Below are 14,997 nucleotides of genomic sequence, written 5' to 3'. Positions count from 1 at the left end.
CTGCGGTTGTCCCGCAGTCCGGCTGGCTCCCGCCGTCAGTTCGATTTTAGCTCGGCATTTCGAAACGGACGGTGCTGATAAAGTAGCCCGCCATGGCATTGCCGTCTGCGTCTAGCGCGGGTTCGAAGCGGGCGCGCTTGGTAATGCCGGAACAAACGGCTTCCTTGAATCCGTCGCCTGCCGTTGCCCCCTGGATATGGCAATCGCTTACCCGCCCTTCTGCGTCGACCGACAGCCGGAAGTGGATGACCGCTTGTTGGCCGCTGCGCAACGCCTCGCTGGGATAGTCTTTTGAGACCACCCATTTGCCGGGACTGTTCACTGGCTTTGGATTTCGGATCCGGGCTTTATAACGATCGACGTCGACGCCCCAATGATGGACGAGTTCGTCCATACATTTGTTGAAAGCCGCAAACGGCTTGTCCAGCGGCCCAGTTTCCATCCGGATCGGCTTAATGAAAGATGCATCGACCTCGATCCATTGCATTGAGGCAAAGCGCGCAGCATTGCTGGCTTCGTCCTCTACAAAAGGTATGCCTTCGTCTTGAGCCGCTTCGCGGCGTTTTTCTTCCTCTTCGCTCAGCTTCCAGGGCGCGAAGGTGCCGAGGACCAGCATCATCGGTCGATCGCCCAGCTCACCGCGCACAAAATCGCGCTCCAGGGTTTCTTCCTGCGGACCGAAGGTAATGTCCGCCTCGCTGCGGTCTTGGATAGGGCGCAGCGGCTTTCCGCTCAGCAACATTTCGGCCTCCACACCCGGATCGTAGCGGGTGAGAACCATCAGAACCTCATCGTCGCCCTCGCCATATTGGCGGGCGAGGCGGCAGCTATCGGGGGAATAATCGAGGTGCCACTTCGAAGACGGCTTGAGTATCAGGGGATCAGCCTTGGCAAGCGCCGGTGTTCCTGAAAAACCTGCCGCGACGGTGGCAACGCCCGCAGCCGTAAGCCAGCATCGGTTCTGAAATAGTCTCATGAAATCGCCCCCCTGATGATTGCTTCAGGATAGCCGGAGAAAGGCGGTGTGCAAGCCTATGTAAGGGTTGATGCGGTTATTGAAGCGTCGCGCCGGCTCCTCAGCTGCCGGTTCCACAGGCCCGGCAGTTCGGGTCCTTCGGCAAGCGCATAGTGTACATCGAGGGCTTGAGGCCATCGATCACGTGCAGCTTTCCGCGCGCATCCTCCCCGAACCCGGCGACGGCGCGGATCGCCTCCATCGCGCCCATGCCGCCGACCATACCGCACATCGCGCCGAGAACGCCTTGGTCCGCGCAAGTATCGCAATCGTCCGAGTCGTGCGCATCGCCGACGAAGCAGCGATAACAGGGTGCCTCCGCTTCATGGCCGTAGAAGCTTCCAACCTGACCCTGAAACATACCGATCGCGGCGGACACCAGCGGGATGCGCGCGGCCACGCAGGCGTCGGAAACCACCAGGCGCGTGGCGAAATTATCGGTGCCGTCGAGCACGATGTCGGGCGCGGCTTCGGCGAGCAGGGTGGCGGCATTCTCCGCCGTGATCGGCTCCGTTAAGGCGGTGACGGCCACATCGGGATTGAGCCGCTGCACCGCGTCCGCTGCCCGCTGCGCCTTGGACGCGCCGATGTCGCTTTCGCCATAAAGCGGCTGGCGCTGGAGGTTGGAGAGGGAGACCGCGTCCGGATCGACGATAGTCAGCTTGCCCAAGCCCGCCGCCGCCAGATACTGGATCGCCGGGCAGCCGATACCACCCGCGCCAACGATCAGAATATGGGCGCCGAGCAGCTTCTTCTGCCCGGAGCCGCCGATCTCGCGCAGCACGATGTGGCGGGCGTAGCGGTCCAGCTGGTTGTCGGTGAGGGTGGTCATGCTGCGGGAGATAGGGAAAGACGCAGACCGATCACACCCCGGTCGATCCGAATCCGCCGTCGCCGCGAGCGGTATCGTCCAGATTTTCCACCTCGCGCATGAGGCCGCGTTGAACCGGCGCGACGACGAGCTGGGCGATCCGGTCTCCCTTGCGGATGGCGAAATCGTCCTCGCCCAGATTGGCGAGCAGCACCTTCACCTCACCGCGATAGTCGCTGTCGATGGTGCCTGGTGTGTTGAGCACGCTGATACCTTGCTTGAAGGCGAGGCCGGAGCGTGGGCGCACCTGAATCTCATACCCTGGCGGGATGGCGAAAGCGAAGCCAGTGGCGACCAGCGCGCGGGCGGCCGGACGGATGGTAAGGCTTTCGGCGGCGCACACGTCCATGCCCGCCGCGCCGTCCGTGGCATATCCCGGCAGGTCCAGGCCTGCGCCGTTGGGCAGGCGTTTGACCGCGATCTCAATCGGTTCGAAGCGCATCGGCGATCCTTTCCATCAGCTTGCGCGCAACCACGCCTTTGGGCGCATTATCCCAGCTCTCGACGCCGCTGGATGTGACCAGATGTACGGCGTTGTTTTCGCCGCCCATCACGTCACCGGATACGTCATTTGCGACGATCCAGTCGCATCCCTTTGTTTCCAGCTTCGCGCGGGCGTGATCGATTACGTCGTTGGTTTCCGCCGCGAAGCCGACGAGCAGGGCAGGGCGGTGCTCGCTCCTCGCTAGCCCGGCCAGAATGTCCGGATTTTCTGTCAGCGCCAACGGGGCGGGGCCAGTGCCCGATTTCTTGATCTTGCGATCGGCCTCTTCGGCAGCGCGCCAATCGGCCACTGCGGCGACGAGGATGGCGGCATCGGCAGGCAGGGCGTCATCGACCGCCGCTTGCATCTCGCGCGCGGTATCCACATCGATGCGGATCACGCCGGGCGGCGTAGGGAGAGAGACCGGGCCTGCCACCAGGGTGACGTCCGCGCCCAGCGCCGCTGCTGCTTCGGCAATCGCAAAGCCCTGACGGCCCGAGCTGCGATTGGCGATGTAGCGCACCGGGTCGATCGGCTCATGCGTCGGTCCCGCAGTGACGAGCACGTGCTTGCCATGAAGCGGTCGGTGCGCATCAGGCGCGAAGGCGGGCTGGTCCGCCAGCGGATCGGCAGGCTCCGTCGATGGGGAGCGCGGCTGTGCCAGCGCGGGATCGAACGGATGGCCCAGCATGTCGCAGATGGTGCGAGCGATGTCTGGCGGTTCGGGCAGGCGGCCGGGGCCATATTCTCCGCAAGCCATCGATCCGCTGTCGGGCTCCATCACGCTGACCCCGTCGGCGCGCAGCTGCGCGATATTGCGCTGCGTGGCGGGATGCTGCCACATGCGCACGTTCATCGCTGGTACGGCGAGCACCCGCTTGTCGGTGGCCAGCAAAACGGTGGTCGCCAGATCGTCGCACAGGCCCGCGGCCATCTTGGACAGCAGATTGGCGGTGGCCGGGCAAACGACGATCAGGTCCGTCTGTCGCGAGAGCTGAATATGGCCGATCTCCCGCTCGTCCTTCAGATCGAACATGTCCGAATATACATGATCCTCGGTCATCACACCCAGCGAGAGCGGCGTCACGAATTCATGCGCGGACCGCGTCATCACCGCGCGAACGGCGATGCCCTGCCGCTTCAGGAAGCGGGTGAGTTCCAGCGATTTGTAGGCCGCAATGCCGCCGCCGACGATCAGGAGGATGGAGGGGCTGCTCATCCCGATCAGCCCAGCCAGGCCATGCCCGCAGCGCCAGCGGCTGCGGCGATGATCGCCGTGACGGTGAACGCAAGCGCGGTGCTGCGCGGACGATCGCGGTCCCAGATCAGCTTGACCTCTGGCAGCGGCGGGGCGGGCGGGGCGCCGCCTTCACGCGGCAATTGCGCATCGAGCCGCCGGACGAGATCGGGCAGCAGCGCCAGCGTTTCGAACTGCCGCCGGATTCCGTCCGCCGCCTTCGCTTCGGGGCCCAGCTCGGTGCGGATCCATTCGCGCACGAACGGGGCGGCGGTGTCCCACATGTTGATGCCCGGATCGAGCGATGTGGCCACGCCCTCCACCATCACCATCGTCTTCTGCAGAAGCAGGAGATGCGGCTGCGTCTGCATGTCGAAATCGCGGGTGATGGCGAATAGGCCGTCCAGCATCATGCCGACCGACAATTCGCTTACCGGCTTGCCGCGCATTGGCTCGCCTACCGCGCGCAGGGCCGTGGCGAACTCCTCCATATTATGGTGCGCGGGCACATATTGCGCCTCGAAATGAATTTCGGCGACGCGTCGATAATTGCCGGTGATGAGGCCATAGAGAATTTCGGCCAGCCAGACCCGCGCCTTGCGGTCGATGCGGCCCATGATGCCGAAATCGATCGCGACGATCGTGCCGTCGGAACGCACCAGCAGATTGCCCTGGTGCATGTCGGCGTGGAAAAAACCCTCCGAAATTGCCTGGCGGAGGAAGGCGTGGACCAGCCGGTTGGCCAGCACATGCGGATCATGGCCGGCGGCCAGAATGCCCTCGCGGTCGGCGATCTTGATGCCGTCGATCCAGTCGAGCGTCAGCACTTTGCCCGCCGTCCGGTCCCAATCGATTTTGGGCACCTCGTAAAACGGCTCGGACTGCATGGCGTCCTTCAGTTCGCTCGCCGAAGCGGCCTCGCGCCGCAGATCAAGCTCGCGCAGCGTCCAGCGCTTGAAGTTGGCAATGGTGAGGCGCGGGCGCAGGCGCGCGGCCTCTCCGCCGAACGCCTCCAAATGCGCGGCGGCCCATTCATAGGTTTCGATATCGCGCAGGAAGCGCTTGTCGATGCCCGGGCGCTGTACCTTTACGGCCACGGTTCGCCCGTCGGTCGTCACCGCCTTGTGGACCTGCGCGATCGATGCGGAACCGATAGGTTCGGGATCGATCGACTGGAAAAACTTTTCCCACGGGGCATCGAGCGCGCGCTCGATCTGCTCGCAAATCTTGTCGAAGGGTTCGGGCGGCAGGGCATCCTGAAGGCCTAAAAGATTATGCGTCGCATCTTCGCCCACCAAATCGGGCCGGGTGGCGAGGGTCTGGCCCAACTTGATTGCCGCCGGGCCGATCTCACGAAAAGCCGCGGCGTAATCTGGATGTTTGGGCTGGATCGTGCCGAACCGCGCGATGCGGCATAGGCGCCTGACCGGCAGCGGCGTCTGGCGTGCGTTCTCGATATCGCGCAGCGCCCCGTGGCGTGCGAGAATGCGGCCCCATTTCAGAAGCCGGAAGATATGGGTGCGGGCGGCGGTCATGCTGGCGCGTGGCCCCCTGTCACGCTTTCCAGCCGCTGTGGATCGCGACCAGTCCGCCCAGGATCGGCTCGGCCTTCACCTGGGTGAAACCGGCATCCTGGATCATGCCCTTGAAACGCTCCATGTCCGGAAAGCGGCGGATGGATTCGACGAGATAACGATAGCTGTCTTCATCGCGCGCGATCGCCTTTCCGATCTTGGGTACGAGGTTCATCGAATACCAGTCATAGACATCGGCAAAGCCCGGCCACAACGTGGTCGAGAACTCCAGGCAGAAAAAGCGCCCACCGAAGCGCAGCACGCGGTGCGCCTCTGCCAGCGCTGCGGGAATGTCGGTGACGTTCCGGATACCAAAGGCGATGGTGTAGGCATCGAAATGCCGGTCCGGAAAGGTCAGTGTCTCGGCATTCTGTTCGGTCCAGACCAGCCCGTCGCGCCCGCGCTTCATTGCGCGTTCCATGCCCACGGCCAGCATCTCCGGGTTGATGTCCGCGACCGTCACGTTCGCGCCGCGATCCTGCAGGCGGAAGGCGATATCGCCGGTGCCGCCCGCCATATCCAGAATATCCTCGCCCTCGCGCGGTTTGACCAGGCGCACGAACCGGTCCTTCCACAGACGGTGCATGCCGCCCGACATCGCATCGTTCATCACATCGTAGCTGGAGGCCACGTTAGAAAAGACCCCGCCGACGCGCCGGGTCTTCTCCTCGGGTGCGACCTCTTCATAGCCGAAGGAGACGGTGTCGGTCATGGCGTGGTCCTCAAGTAAAAGCGGTGGATAGCGCCTTAGGGAGGCGGGCGCGCTTTTGCTAGATGGGTGGGGCGAGCTTTGTGAACAATGCCGTCGTCGATGCGGGCGATGGAATTGATCGCCGTGAGGTCTATATCGCTTGCATGCCGGAGTTACCCGAAGTCGAAACCACCGTGCGCGGGCTCGCTGCCGTAATGGAGGGGGAGCGTATCGCAGGCGTCGAGGCGCGCCGTGCGGATCTGCGGCGGCCTTTTCCTGAGGACCTGCGCCAGCGCCTCACCGGCGCGACCGTGTCCGCGCTCGGCCGCCGCGCCAAATATGGGCTGATCGAAACCGACCGTGGCGATACGATGATCTTCCATCTCGGCATGTCCGGGCGCTGGCGGATCGATCCGGAAGAACTGGGCACGCACGATCATTTGATCGTCGGTGTCGACAGTGGCCACATCCTCAGTCTTAACGATCCGCGCCGTTTCGGCTCGGTCGACCTGGTGCCCACGGCCGATATCGACGCCTGGCCGCCCTTTGCCGCCATGGGGCCGGAGCCGCTAGGACCGGACTTTACCGCAAGGCATCTGCAACAGGCGCTGGCAGGCCGCACTGCGTCCATCAAGCTGCTGCTGCTCGATCAGCGCATCGTAGCGGGGCTGGGCAACATCTATGTCTGCGAGGCGCTGAACATGGCCGGCATCGCGCCGGGGCGGCAGGGGGGCAAGATTGGCCTCAAGCGGCTGGAGCGGCTGGTGGAGGCGATCCGCACCGTCCTGCTGGCGGCGATCGAGGCGGGCGGCAGCACCTTGCGCGATTATGCCCGGCCGGATGGCGAGCTTGGGTATTTCGCCAAACAGTGGCGCGTCTACGGGCGGGAGGGAGAAACCTGTCCCTGCGGCGGCACCGTTCGGCGGCGGACAGAGGGCGGCCGTTCGACCTTCTATTGCGCCGATTGCCAGCGCTGACGCCATTTTCTTGCGTCGAAGGGTAGGCCCCGCCTTGCCTATTGCGGCCCGGTGCGTCAGGACGACGCGCATCGAATCCACACGCACCAAGAAGGCCCTCCCATGACCAGTATCGCCAAGATCGTCGGACGCGAAATCCTCGATAGCCGGGGCAATCCCACGGTGGAAGCGGAGGTGCATCTCTATGACGGCACGGTGGGCCGCGCCGCGGTGCCTTCAGGCGCATCGACCGGCAAATATGAAGCGATCGAGCTGCGTGACGGCGACAAGAGCCGCTACGGCGGCAAGGGCGTGCTGAAAGCGGTCGAGGCGATCAACGGGCCGATCGGCGATGCGCTGATCGATCAGGACGCGACGGATCAGGTGGGCATCGACCGCGCGCTGCTCGCGCTCGACGGCACCGATAACAAGTCCAAGCTGGGCGCTAATGCCATCCTCGGCGCGTCGCTCGCCACCGCGCATGCGGCGGCCAATTTCCTCGGGCTTCCGCTGTATCGCTATGTCGGCGGGGCGAATGCCAAGACCATGCCGGTGCCGATGATGAACATTGTCAACGGCGGCGCGCATGCCGACAATCGCCTGGACTTCCAGGAATTCATGATCATGCCGGTGAAGGCGGACAGCTTTGCCGAGGCGCTGCGGATGGGCACCGAGGTGTTTCACGGGCTGAAATCTGCGCTGTCCAAGAAAGGGCAGAATACCGCGGTGGGGGACGAAGGCGGTTTTGCGCCTAATCTTGCTTCTGCCGAGGAAGCGCTCGATTTCATCATGGGCGCCATGGGCGATGCCGGTTTCGAGGCGGGCAAGGACATGGTGATCGCGCTCGACGTCGCGGCCAGCGAGTTCTTCAAGGACGGCGCTTATGTCTATGAAGGCGAAGGCGTGACCCGCTCGATCGACGAACAGGTCGCCTATCTGGAAAAGCTTCAGGGCGCCTATCCGATCCTTTCCATCGAAGACGGCATGGACGAGGACGATTTCGAAGGCTGGAAGAAGCTGACGGACCGGATCGGGGCGAAATGCCAGCTGGTCGGCGACGATCTGTTCGTGACGCAGGAAAAGCGCCTGCGCGACGGCATCGATCGCGGCCTTGCCAACTCCATCCTGATCAAGGTGAACCAGGTCGGCTCGCTCACCGAGACGCTGGAGACGGTCGATATCGCGCACCGCCACGGGTACAGCGCGGTGATGAGCCACCGCTCGGGCGAGACCGAGGACACGACGATCGCGGACCTCGCCGTCGCCACCAATTGCGGGCTCATCAAGACCGGCTCGCTCAGCCGTTCGGACCGGACGGCCAAGTACAACCAGCTGCTGCGCATCGAAGAGCAATTGGGTGGTCACGCGCATTTCGCGGGCGCGGACTTCATGCGCCGTATGGGCCAGACCGGATAAAGGACAGATATCATGATCGAACGGGCAGGCCTTCAGGTCGACGAGCAGCTGGCGGACTTCATCGAAGGGCAGGCGCTGCCCGGAAGCGGCGTGGAGCCGCAGGACTTCTGGAACGGTCTTGCCGGTCTGTATGATCGGTTTGCCGGGCAGAACCGCAATCTGCTGGCCAAGCGCGAGGAACTGCAGCGGCAGATCGACGCCTGGCACCGCGAACATGATGTGCGCAGCGAAGGCGAGGCCTATCGCGCGTTCCTGAGCGAGATCGGCTATCTGGTCGATGAGCCGGCTGCGTTCGACATCGGCACCGCGAATGTCGATCCGGAAATTGCGACGATGGCCGGTCCGCAGCTGGTGGTGCCCGCACTGAACGCCCGCTTCGTGTTGAACGCCGCCAATGCCCGCTGGGGCAGCCTGTACGATGCGCTTTACGGCACCGACGCGATCTCCGGCGAGCCCGAAGGGCGCGGCTACGATGCCAAGCGCGGCGCAAAGGTGGTCGCGTGGGCCAAGGCCTTTCTCGACGAAGCCGTGCCGCTGGCCGGCAGCAGCTGGGCGGATCTGACCGAAGGGGACATCGCGCTGGCCGATGACAGCCAGTTCGTCGGTACCAGCGAAGACGGCAAGGGCCGCCTCTTCCGCCACAACGGACTGCATATCGAAGTACGCTTCGACCGCGACCATCCGGTCGGCAAGGACGATCCTGCCGGCATCGCCGACGTCATACTCGAATCGGCGCTTTCGACCATCGTGGACCTGGAGGATTCCGTCGCCGCGGTGGACGCGGAAGACAAGGTGCTGGGTTACACTAACTGGCTCGGCCTGATGACGGGCGAACTCAGCGAGACCTTCGAAAAGGGCGGCGAGCAGCTGACGCGCACGCTGAACCCGGACCGGCGCTATACCGCGCCCGACGGCAGCGAATTCACGCTGCCCGGCCGCAGCCTGCTGCTGGTGCGTAATGTCGGCCATCTGATGACGACGCCCGCGGTGCAGCTGCCGGACGGCGGCGAGGCGCCCGAGGGCATTCTCGACGCTGCCGTCACCGCGCTGATCGGCAAGCGCGACGGCACTGGTTCGGTGACGAACAGTCGTGCCGGATCGATCTACATCGTGAAGCCCAAGATGCACGGGCCCGAAGAAGTGGCCTTCGCCGATGCACTGTTCGCGGCGGTCGAGGACATGCTGGGCCTGGATCGCAACGCCATCAAGATGGGCGTGATGGACGAAGAGCGGCGCACCTCCGCGAACCTTGCCGCCTGCATTCACGCCGTGAAGGACCGCATCTTCTTCATCAACACCGGCTTCCTCGACCGCACGGGCGATGAGATGCACACCAGCATGGTGGCGGGAGCAGTGGTGCCCAAGGGCGAGATGAAGTCGAGCGCGTGGATATCGGCCTATGAGGATCGCAACGTCCAGATCGGCCTAGCCCACGGTTTCTCCGGCAAGGCGCAGATCGGCAAGGGCATGTGGGCCGCGCCCGATCGCATGGCCGAGATGCTGGAACAGAAGATCGGCCATCCGAAGACCGGCGCCAACACCGCTTGGGTTCCGAGCCCGACCGCCGCGACGCTTCACGCCGTCCACTATCACCGCGTGAATGTGTTCGATGTTCAGAACGACGTCGCGGGCCGGGAAACGCCGGGGCTCGACAAGCTGCTGACCGTGCCTCTCGCCACCGACACGAACTTCCCCGAAGAGGCGGTGGAGCGCGAGCTGGAGAACAACATTCAGGGCATTCTCGGCTATGTCGTGCGCTGGATCGATCAGGGCGTGGGCTGCTCCAAGGTGCCGGACATCCATGATGTCGGCCTGATGGAAGACCGCGCGACGCTGCGCATTTCATCCCAGCATGTCGCCAACTGGTTGAAGCACGGCGTCGCCAGCCGCGAACAGGTGGATGCGGTGTTCGGGCGCATGGCGGAAAAGGTCGATATGCAGAATGAGGGCGATCCCAACTATCGTCCAATGGCGCCGGGGCTGGACGGTATCGCCTATCAGGCCGCCCGCGCGCTGGTATTCGAGGGCGAGGAACAGCCGAGCGGCTACACCGAGCCGCTGCTGCACGAATATCGCCGCAAGAAGAAGATGGAGGGGTAAGGCGCCGCCGTCCTTCCTTCCGTTCAGGCTCAGGACGACCGGGGTTTAAAACCGGCCGTTTAGCTCAAGCTCGCATCCGGCTGGCGATCGGGATGCGCAGCCGCGATGCGTTCGTCCGCTAATGCGCGCTCCGTTACCGCGCGCAGGCGTCTATAGGGCGTGATGTCCACCTCGAACCGCTCGGCGGCGTAGACTTGTGGCAACAGATAGCATTCGACGAGGCCGGGCTCGTCCCCGAAGGCGAACGCGCCGCCATGGTGGCTAACCATGACTTCCAGCGCCGCAAATCCGTCGCCGATCCAGCGCGCGATCCAGGCTTTGACGGCTTCCGGCGGCGCATCGAGTTCGCCTTTCAGATATTGCAGGATGCGCAGATTGCCGAGCGGATGGACGTCACACCCGATCACCGCCGCCATGGCGCGCACCACGGCGCGCTGTTCCAGATCGGCGGGCAGCAGAGCGGGCTCCGGCCAGCGCTCTTCCAGATATTCGATGATCGCCGGGCTCTGCGCCAGCACATGCCCATCCACCTCCAGCGCAGGTACAAGACCCTGCGGCTGGAGCGAGCGATAGCCATGGCCGCGCTGCTCACCGGCCAGAAGGTTTACCGCGCGATATTCGTAGCGCAGGCCTTTCAGTCCCAGCGCGATCCGCGTGCGGTAGCTGGTGCCCGAGCGCCAATAACCGTGGAGGATCAAGTCGGTCATCGGCGCTCTCCTGTCTGAAAAAGCGCTTTACGCGCGCGCCGGCATCACGACCGCGCGGCATTCGCCGAAGCCGATAGGCACCGCCCCGTCCGCCCGCGCGGTGGCTTTCAGGATGATCTCGTCGCCATCCTCCAGGAAGCTGCGCGTTTCGCCATTCGGAAGCGTGATCGGAGTTTTCCCGCCCTGCGAGATTTCCATCAGGCTGCCCAGGCTCTCTTCATCCGAGCCGGAAATCGTGCCGGTGCCGAGAAGATCGCCGGGCCTCAGATCGCAGCCGTTGGACGCGTGGTGCGTCACGATTTGCGCGACCGTCCAATACATATGTTCCGCCGCACTTTTGCTCAGGCGGTGCGGTGCGTCACCGGCTTCGCGCATTTTGGCAGTCAGCAGGAAAGTGTCGAGCTCCAGTGCCAGTGAGCCGCGCGCCTGATCGTCCGCGTCGTGCAGATAATCCAGCGGTGCCGGATCGCCTTCGGGGCGCGGCGCCTGGCGCTTGCGGAAGGGGTCCATCGCCTCCGCCGTCACCACCCAGGGGGAAACGGTGCTGTGGAAATTCTTGGCGAGGAATGGCCCCAGCGGCTGATATTCCCAACCCTGCAAGTCGCGCGCCGACCAGTCGTTGAGTAGGCCGAAGCCCGCGACATGATCGCCCGCATCGGCGATGTCGATGGGATGGCCGAGGTCGTTGCCCGGGCCGATCCAGACGCCCAGTTCCAGCTCGTAATCGAGGCGGCGGGAGGGGCCGCGCGTGGGCACATCCTCGTCCGGCGCTTTCCGCTGGCCGAGCGGGCGCACGACGGACTCACCCGATACGCGTACCGAGCTGGCCCGGCCGTGATAGCCAATCGGCACATATTTATAGTTCGGCAGCAGCGGGTTATCCGGGCGGAACTGTTTGCCGATGTTCATCGCATGATGAATGCCGACGTAGAAATCGGTGTAATCGCCGATCCGCGCTGGCAAGTGCAGCGTGCAGTCCGCCGCGTCGTGCAGCAGCGGTTCGACCTGATCGCGATACTGCTCATCGCTCAGAAGCTCGGACAGGCGCGCGCGGAAGGCGACGCGGGTTTCCTTCGGCAGCGCGAAGAAGGCGTTCAGCGTCGGATCTTCCAGCGGCACCACATCGGCGCGCGGCAGCAGGCCGAGTTCGGCAACCGCCCAGAGATCGAGAACCTTGTCGCCGATGGCGGTACCGGCGCGGGGCCCTTCGGTACCGACGCTGAAAATGCCGAGCGGCAGGTTCTGGATCGGGAAATCCGCATGGCCGTTGGCGCTTTTCACCCAGCTGGTGAGATCGGGGCTGTGGGTCTGATCGGTCATGATAGCCTTTCCAGGAAATTCAGGGGAGCTGCGCCTTGGGGAAGTCGGCCCAGGCCTCGTCATAATCGGGCTGCGCATGCTCCATCGCATGAGGCGTTGGACGATAGGGCCAACAGCTTTCGACCATGAACGCCATGGTGCCGTCGATTTTCATCGGTTTCAGGTCCGCGGCGCTTGCCTTTTCCCAGCTTGCCTTGTCCGGGCCGTGGCCGGCGAGGAGGTTGTGGAGCGATAGCCCGCCCGGCTGGAAGCCGCCGCCTTCCTTCGCGTCATATTCGCCGTGGATCAGGCCCATCGCCTCGCTCATCACATTGCGGTGGAACCAGGGGGGGCGGAAGGTTTTTTCCGCCACCATCCAGCGCGGCGGGAAGATCACGAAATCCGCATTGGCGCGGCCCGGCGTCTCGCTGGGGCTGGTCAGCACGGTGAAGATGCTGGGATCGGGGTGATCGAAGCTGACCGTGTTGATCGTGTTGAAGCGCGACAGATCGTAGCGGAAGGGCGCGAGATTGCCGTGCCAGGCGACGACATCGAGCGGACTGTGATCGAGCGTGGTGGTCCACAGGGTGCCCAGATATTTCTGGACGAGCTCGATCTCCTCGTCGCGATCCTCGTACCAGGCCACGGGCGTCTCGAAATCGCGCGGATTGGCGAGGCCGTTGGCTCCGATCGGCCCGAGATCGGGCAGGCGGAAGAGCGCGCCGTGATTTTCGGCGACATAACCCTTCGCGGTCCCGTCCGGCAGCAGCGCGCGGAATCGCACGCCGCGCGGGATCAGCGCGATTTCACCGGGGCCGATGACCATGCGGCCAAGCTCCGTCAGAAGCTCCAGCCGACCTTCCTGCGGAATGAACAGCAGCTCGCCGTCCGCATCCACGAACACGCGCGTCTCCATGTCCGCGTTGGCGGCGTAGAGATGCACCGCGACGCCCGTCAGCTCGGACGGATCGCGGTTGGTGAGCATGGTGATCATGCCGTCGATCAGATCGACATCGGGCGCGCTTTCGCTCTGCGGATCCCAGCGCAGGCGATTGGGCGCCAGCGGTCCGTCCGGAGAGGCGGCGCTGAAACGGCTGGCTCCCTCATAGCGCACGAAGGGCGGATGCTCCGCGCTCGGGCGCATGCGGTACAGCCAGCTGCGGTGGTTTTCATGGCGCGGCGCAGTGAAGGCGGTGCCGGACAGCTGCTCGGCATAGAGGCCGAACGGTGGTTGCTGCGGACTGTTCTGGCCCTGCGGCAGCGCGCCGGGCACCGCCTCGGTTGCGAAATGCGATCCGAATCCGGTCATGTAATCCGCTTCGCGCGCCTTGGCGGCGATAGTGCGTTCGACGTTCATGATCCTCTCCGCAGTATTTTACGCCATCCCCCGGCCCCGTTCGGGCTGAGCCTGTCGAAGCCCTGTCTTTTTTGATCGCACCGCGCTTTTACGTGAAAAGTACGGCCCTTCGACAGGCTCAGGGCGAACGGTTCAGAGGGCGCAAGCCGTCAGCCTCAGGCCTCCGCTTTCTCGCCTTTGCCCTTCAGCTTGCCGCGCTGCATCTGATCGCGCTCGATGCTTTCGAACAGCGCCTTGAAATTGCCTTCGCCGAAGCCTTCATCCTTCTTGCGCTGGATGATCTCGAAGAACACCGGGCCGAACATGTTGCCGGTGAAGATCTGGAGGAGGAGGCGCGGATCGCCTTCCTCGGTCGATCCGTCGAGCAGCAGGCCGCGGGCCTTCATCTCGTCCACCGGCTCGCCATGGCCGGGCAGGCGCTCGGCCAGCATTTCGTAATAGGTGTCCGGCGGCGGGTCCATGAAGGGCAGGCCGTTGGCGCGCAGCTGGTCGATGGTCTTGTAGATATCGGGCGTCGACATCGCGATGTGCTGGATGCCTTCGCCGTTGAAATCGACCAGATATTCCTCGATCTGCCCGCCGCCGCCTTCGGCTTCCTCGTTCAGCGGAATGCGGATCTTGCCGTCGGGCGCGGTCATCGCCTTGCTGGTTAGGCCGGTATATTCGCCCTTGATGTCGAAATAACGGATTTCGGTGAAGTTGAAGAGGCGTTCATAGAACTCCGCCCAGAACTTCATGCGGCCGCGATAGACATTGTGGGTGAGGTGATCGACGATGGCGAGGCCGGCACCTTCCGGGTTCTTGTCGACGCCGTCGAAAAATTTGAAATCGATGTCGTAGATGTCCGCGCTACCATCCTGGCCGTAGCGGTCCACGAAATAGATAAGGCTGCCGCCGATGCCGCGAATGGCGGGGATCTTCAGCTCCATCCAGCCGAGATCGCCGGTCGCCGGTTCCGCGCCATTGTCGATAGCATGTTGGTAAGCCGCAGCGGCGTCCTTCACGCGCCAGCCCATGGCGCAGGCACCCCCGGTGTGATGCTCGCGTACAAAATGCTGTGCCTGGCTGCCGGGCTCATTGTTCAACAGGAAGTTGATGCCGTTCTGACGATAGAGCGTCACGTCCTTGGAGCGGTGCTTCGCAACTGGCACGAAACCCATCTGCGTGAACACCTTGTCGATCTGCTTAGGATCGCCAGCAAATTCGAGGAACTCGAAGCCGTCGAGACCGGCGACATTCTCGGGGAGCTGCGTTACATCGGTTGGCATGGGTCGAGACTCCAATATCGTT

13 protein-coding genes are annotated in these 14,997 nt (G+C 64.0%); 3 read left to right on the top strand and 10 right to left on the bottom strand.

The window, feature by feature from the left end:
- Positions 1 to 46 precede the first annotated feature (46 nt).
- From I6A82_RS13630 to I6A82_RS13605, 6 genes are all read right to left on the bottom strand, one after another.
- Positions 47 to 781: a TonB family protein gene (locus I6A82_RS13630; protein WP_198095310.1), complete on the bottom strand. Its 735-nt coding sequence runs from the start codon at positions 779 to 781 to the stop codon at positions 47 to 49.
- Between the two features lie 295 nt (positions 782 to 1,076).
- Positions 1,077 to 1,847 (bottom strand): HesA/MoeB/ThiF family protein, encoded by a 771-nt coding sequence (locus tag I6A82_RS13625; RefSeq protein WP_198095309.1) that lies wholly within the window; start codon positions 1,845 to 1,847, stop codon positions 1,077 to 1,079.
- A gap of 31 nt (positions 1,848 to 1,878) precedes the next feature.
- Complete coding sequence (gene dut, locus I6A82_RS13620) at positions 1,879 to 2,328, bottom strand: dUTP diphosphatase (RefSeq protein WP_198095308.1); 450 nt, start codon at positions 2,326 to 2,328, stop codon at positions 1,879 to 1,881.
- Positions 2,309 to 3,589: a bifunctional phosphopantothenoylcysteine decarboxylase/phosphopantothenate synthase gene (locus tag I6A82_RS13615; protein WP_198095307.1), complete on the bottom strand. Its 1,281-nt coding sequence runs from the start codon at positions 3,587 to 3,589 to the stop codon at positions 2,309 to 2,311. The genes dut and I6A82_RS13615 overlap by 20 nt, the downstream gene beginning before the upstream one ends.
- Before the next feature lie 5 nt (positions 3,590 to 3,594).
- Positions 3,595 to 5,142 (bottom strand): 2-polyprenylphenol 6-hydroxylase, encoded by a 1,548-nt coding sequence (gene ubiB / locus I6A82_RS13610; RefSeq protein ID WP_198095306.1) that lies wholly within the window; start codon positions 5,140 to 5,142, stop codon positions 3,595 to 3,597.
- Positions 5,143 to 5,161: 19 nt separating this feature from the next.
- Positions 5,162 to 5,893, bottom strand: coding sequence for a class I SAM-dependent methyltransferase (locus I6A82_RS13605; RefSeq protein ID WP_187336884.1), 732 nt, complete (start codon positions 5,891 to 5,893; stop codon positions 5,162 to 5,164).
- 143 nt (positions 5,894 to 6,036) lie between these two features.
- Here I6A82_RS13605 and mutM point away from each other — a divergent pair, with 143 nt between their 5' ends.
- From mutM to I6A82_RS13590, 3 genes are all read left to right on the top strand, one after another.
- Positions 6,037 to 6,849 carry a bifunctional DNA-formamidopyrimidine glycosylase/DNA-(apurinic or apyrimidinic site) lyase gene (gene mutM / locus I6A82_RS13600; protein WP_198095640.1) on the top strand — a complete coding sequence of 271 codons (813 nt, stop codon included), beginning with the start codon at positions 6,037 to 6,039 and terminating at the stop codon, positions 6,847 to 6,849.
- Positions 6,850 to 6,951: 102 nt separating this feature from the next.
- Positions 6,952 to 8,244 (top strand): phosphopyruvate hydratase, encoded by a 1,293-nt coding sequence (gene eno / locus I6A82_RS13595; RefSeq protein WP_198095305.1) that lies wholly within the window; start codon positions 6,952 to 6,954, stop codon positions 8,242 to 8,244.
- Between the two features lie 12 nt (positions 8,245 to 8,256).
- The gene (locus tag I6A82_RS13590) at positions 8,257 to 10,344 is read left to right on the top strand and encodes a malate synthase G (protein WP_198095304.1); all 2,088 of its coding nucleotides are present in this window, start codon (positions 8,257 to 8,259) and stop codon (positions 10,342 to 10,344) included.
- A 59-nt stretch (positions 10,345 to 10,403) separates the two neighbouring features.
- Here I6A82_RS13590 and maiA read toward each other — a convergent pair whose 3' ends face one another.
- From maiA to hppD, 4 genes are all read right to left on the bottom strand, one after another.
- Positions 10,404 to 11,051 (bottom strand): maleylacetoacetate isomerase, encoded by a 648-nt coding sequence (gene maiA / locus I6A82_RS13585; protein WP_198095303.1) that lies wholly within the window; start codon positions 11,049 to 11,051, stop codon positions 10,404 to 10,406.
- Positions 11,052 to 11,078: 27 nt separating this feature from the next.
- The gene (gene fahA / locus I6A82_RS13580) at positions 11,079 to 12,371 is read right to left on the bottom strand and encodes a fumarylacetoacetase (RefSeq protein ID WP_198095302.1); all 1,293 of its coding nucleotides are present in this window, start codon (positions 12,369 to 12,371) and stop codon (positions 11,079 to 11,081) included.
- Between the two features lie 19 nt (positions 12,372 to 12,390).
- Positions 12,391 to 13,707 (bottom strand): homogentisate 1,2-dioxygenase, encoded by a 1,317-nt coding sequence (gene hmgA / locus I6A82_RS13575; protein WP_198095301.1) that lies wholly within the window; start codon positions 13,705 to 13,707, stop codon positions 12,391 to 12,393.
- A gap of 155 nt (positions 13,708 to 13,862) precedes the next feature.
- The gene (gene hppD, locus I6A82_RS13570) at positions 13,863 to 14,975 is read right to left on the bottom strand and encodes a 4-hydroxyphenylpyruvate dioxygenase (RefSeq protein WP_198095300.1); all 1,113 of its coding nucleotides are present in this window, start codon (positions 14,973 to 14,975) and stop codon (positions 13,863 to 13,865) included.
- Positions 14,976 to 14,997 lie beyond the last annotated feature (22 nt).

It is taken from the genome of Novosphingopyxis sp. YJ-S2-01 (genome assembly GCF_016093175.1).
Lineage (GTDB): Bacteria > Pseudomonadota > Alphaproteobacteria > Sphingomonadales > Sphingomonadaceae > Novosphingopyxis > Novosphingopyxis iocasae.
The sequence above is the reverse complement of the archived record's forward strand: the minus strand, read 5'-3'. Positions and strand labels throughout refer to the sequence as shown.

What these genes read in the sequence shown, in the direction of transcription:
- I6A82_RS13630 (WP_198095310.1), bottom strand. Translation starts at nt 781, where the DNA reads ATGGTTCTCACCCGCTACGATCCGGGTGTGGAGGCCGAAATGTTGCTG.
- I6A82_RS13625 (WP_198095309.1), bottom strand. Translation starts at nt 1,847, where the DNA reads ATGACCACCCTCACCGACAACCAGCTGGACCGCTACGCCCGCCACATC.
- dut (WP_198095308.1), bottom strand. Translation starts at nt 2,328, where the DNA reads ATGCGCTTCGAACCGATTGAGATCGCGGTCAAACGCCTGCCCAACGGC.
- I6A82_RS13615 (WP_198095307.1), bottom strand. Translation starts at nt 3,589, where the DNA reads ATGAGCAGCCCCTCCATCCTCCTGATCGTCGGCGGCGGCATTGCGGCC.
- ubiB (WP_198095306.1), bottom strand. Translation starts at nt 5,142, where the DNA reads ATGACCGCCGCCCGCACCCATATCTTCCGGCTTCTGAAATGGGGCCGC.
- I6A82_RS13605 (WP_187336884.1), bottom strand. Translation starts at nt 5,893, where the DNA reads ATGACCGACACCGTCTCCTTCGGCTATGAAGAGGTCGCACCCGAGGAG.
- mutM (WP_198095640.1), top strand. Translation starts at nt 6,037, where the DNA reads ATGCCGGAGTTACCCGAAGTCGAAACCACCGTGCGCGGGCTCGCTGCC.
- eno (WP_198095305.1), top strand. Translation starts at nt 6,952, where the DNA reads ATGACCAGTATCGCCAAGATCGTCGGACGCGAAATCCTCGATAGCCGG.
- I6A82_RS13590 (WP_198095304.1), top strand. Translation starts at nt 8,257, where the DNA reads ATGATCGAACGGGCAGGCCTTCAGGTCGACGAGCAGCTGGCGGACTTC.
- maiA (WP_198095303.1), bottom strand. Translation starts at nt 11,051, where the DNA reads ATGACCGACTTGATCCTCCACGGTTATTGGCGCTCGGGCACCAGCTAC.
- fahA (WP_198095302.1), bottom strand. Translation starts at nt 12,371, where the DNA reads ATGACCGATCAGACCCACAGCCCCGATCTCACCAGCTGGGTGAAAAGC.
- hmgA (WP_198095301.1), bottom strand. Translation starts at nt 13,707, where the DNA reads ATGAACGTCGAACGCACTATCGCCGCCAAGGCGCGCGAAGCGGATTAC.
- hppD (WP_198095300.1), bottom strand. Translation starts at nt 14,975, where the DNA reads ATGCCAACCGATGTAACGCAGCTCCCCGAGAATGTCGCCGGTCTCGAC.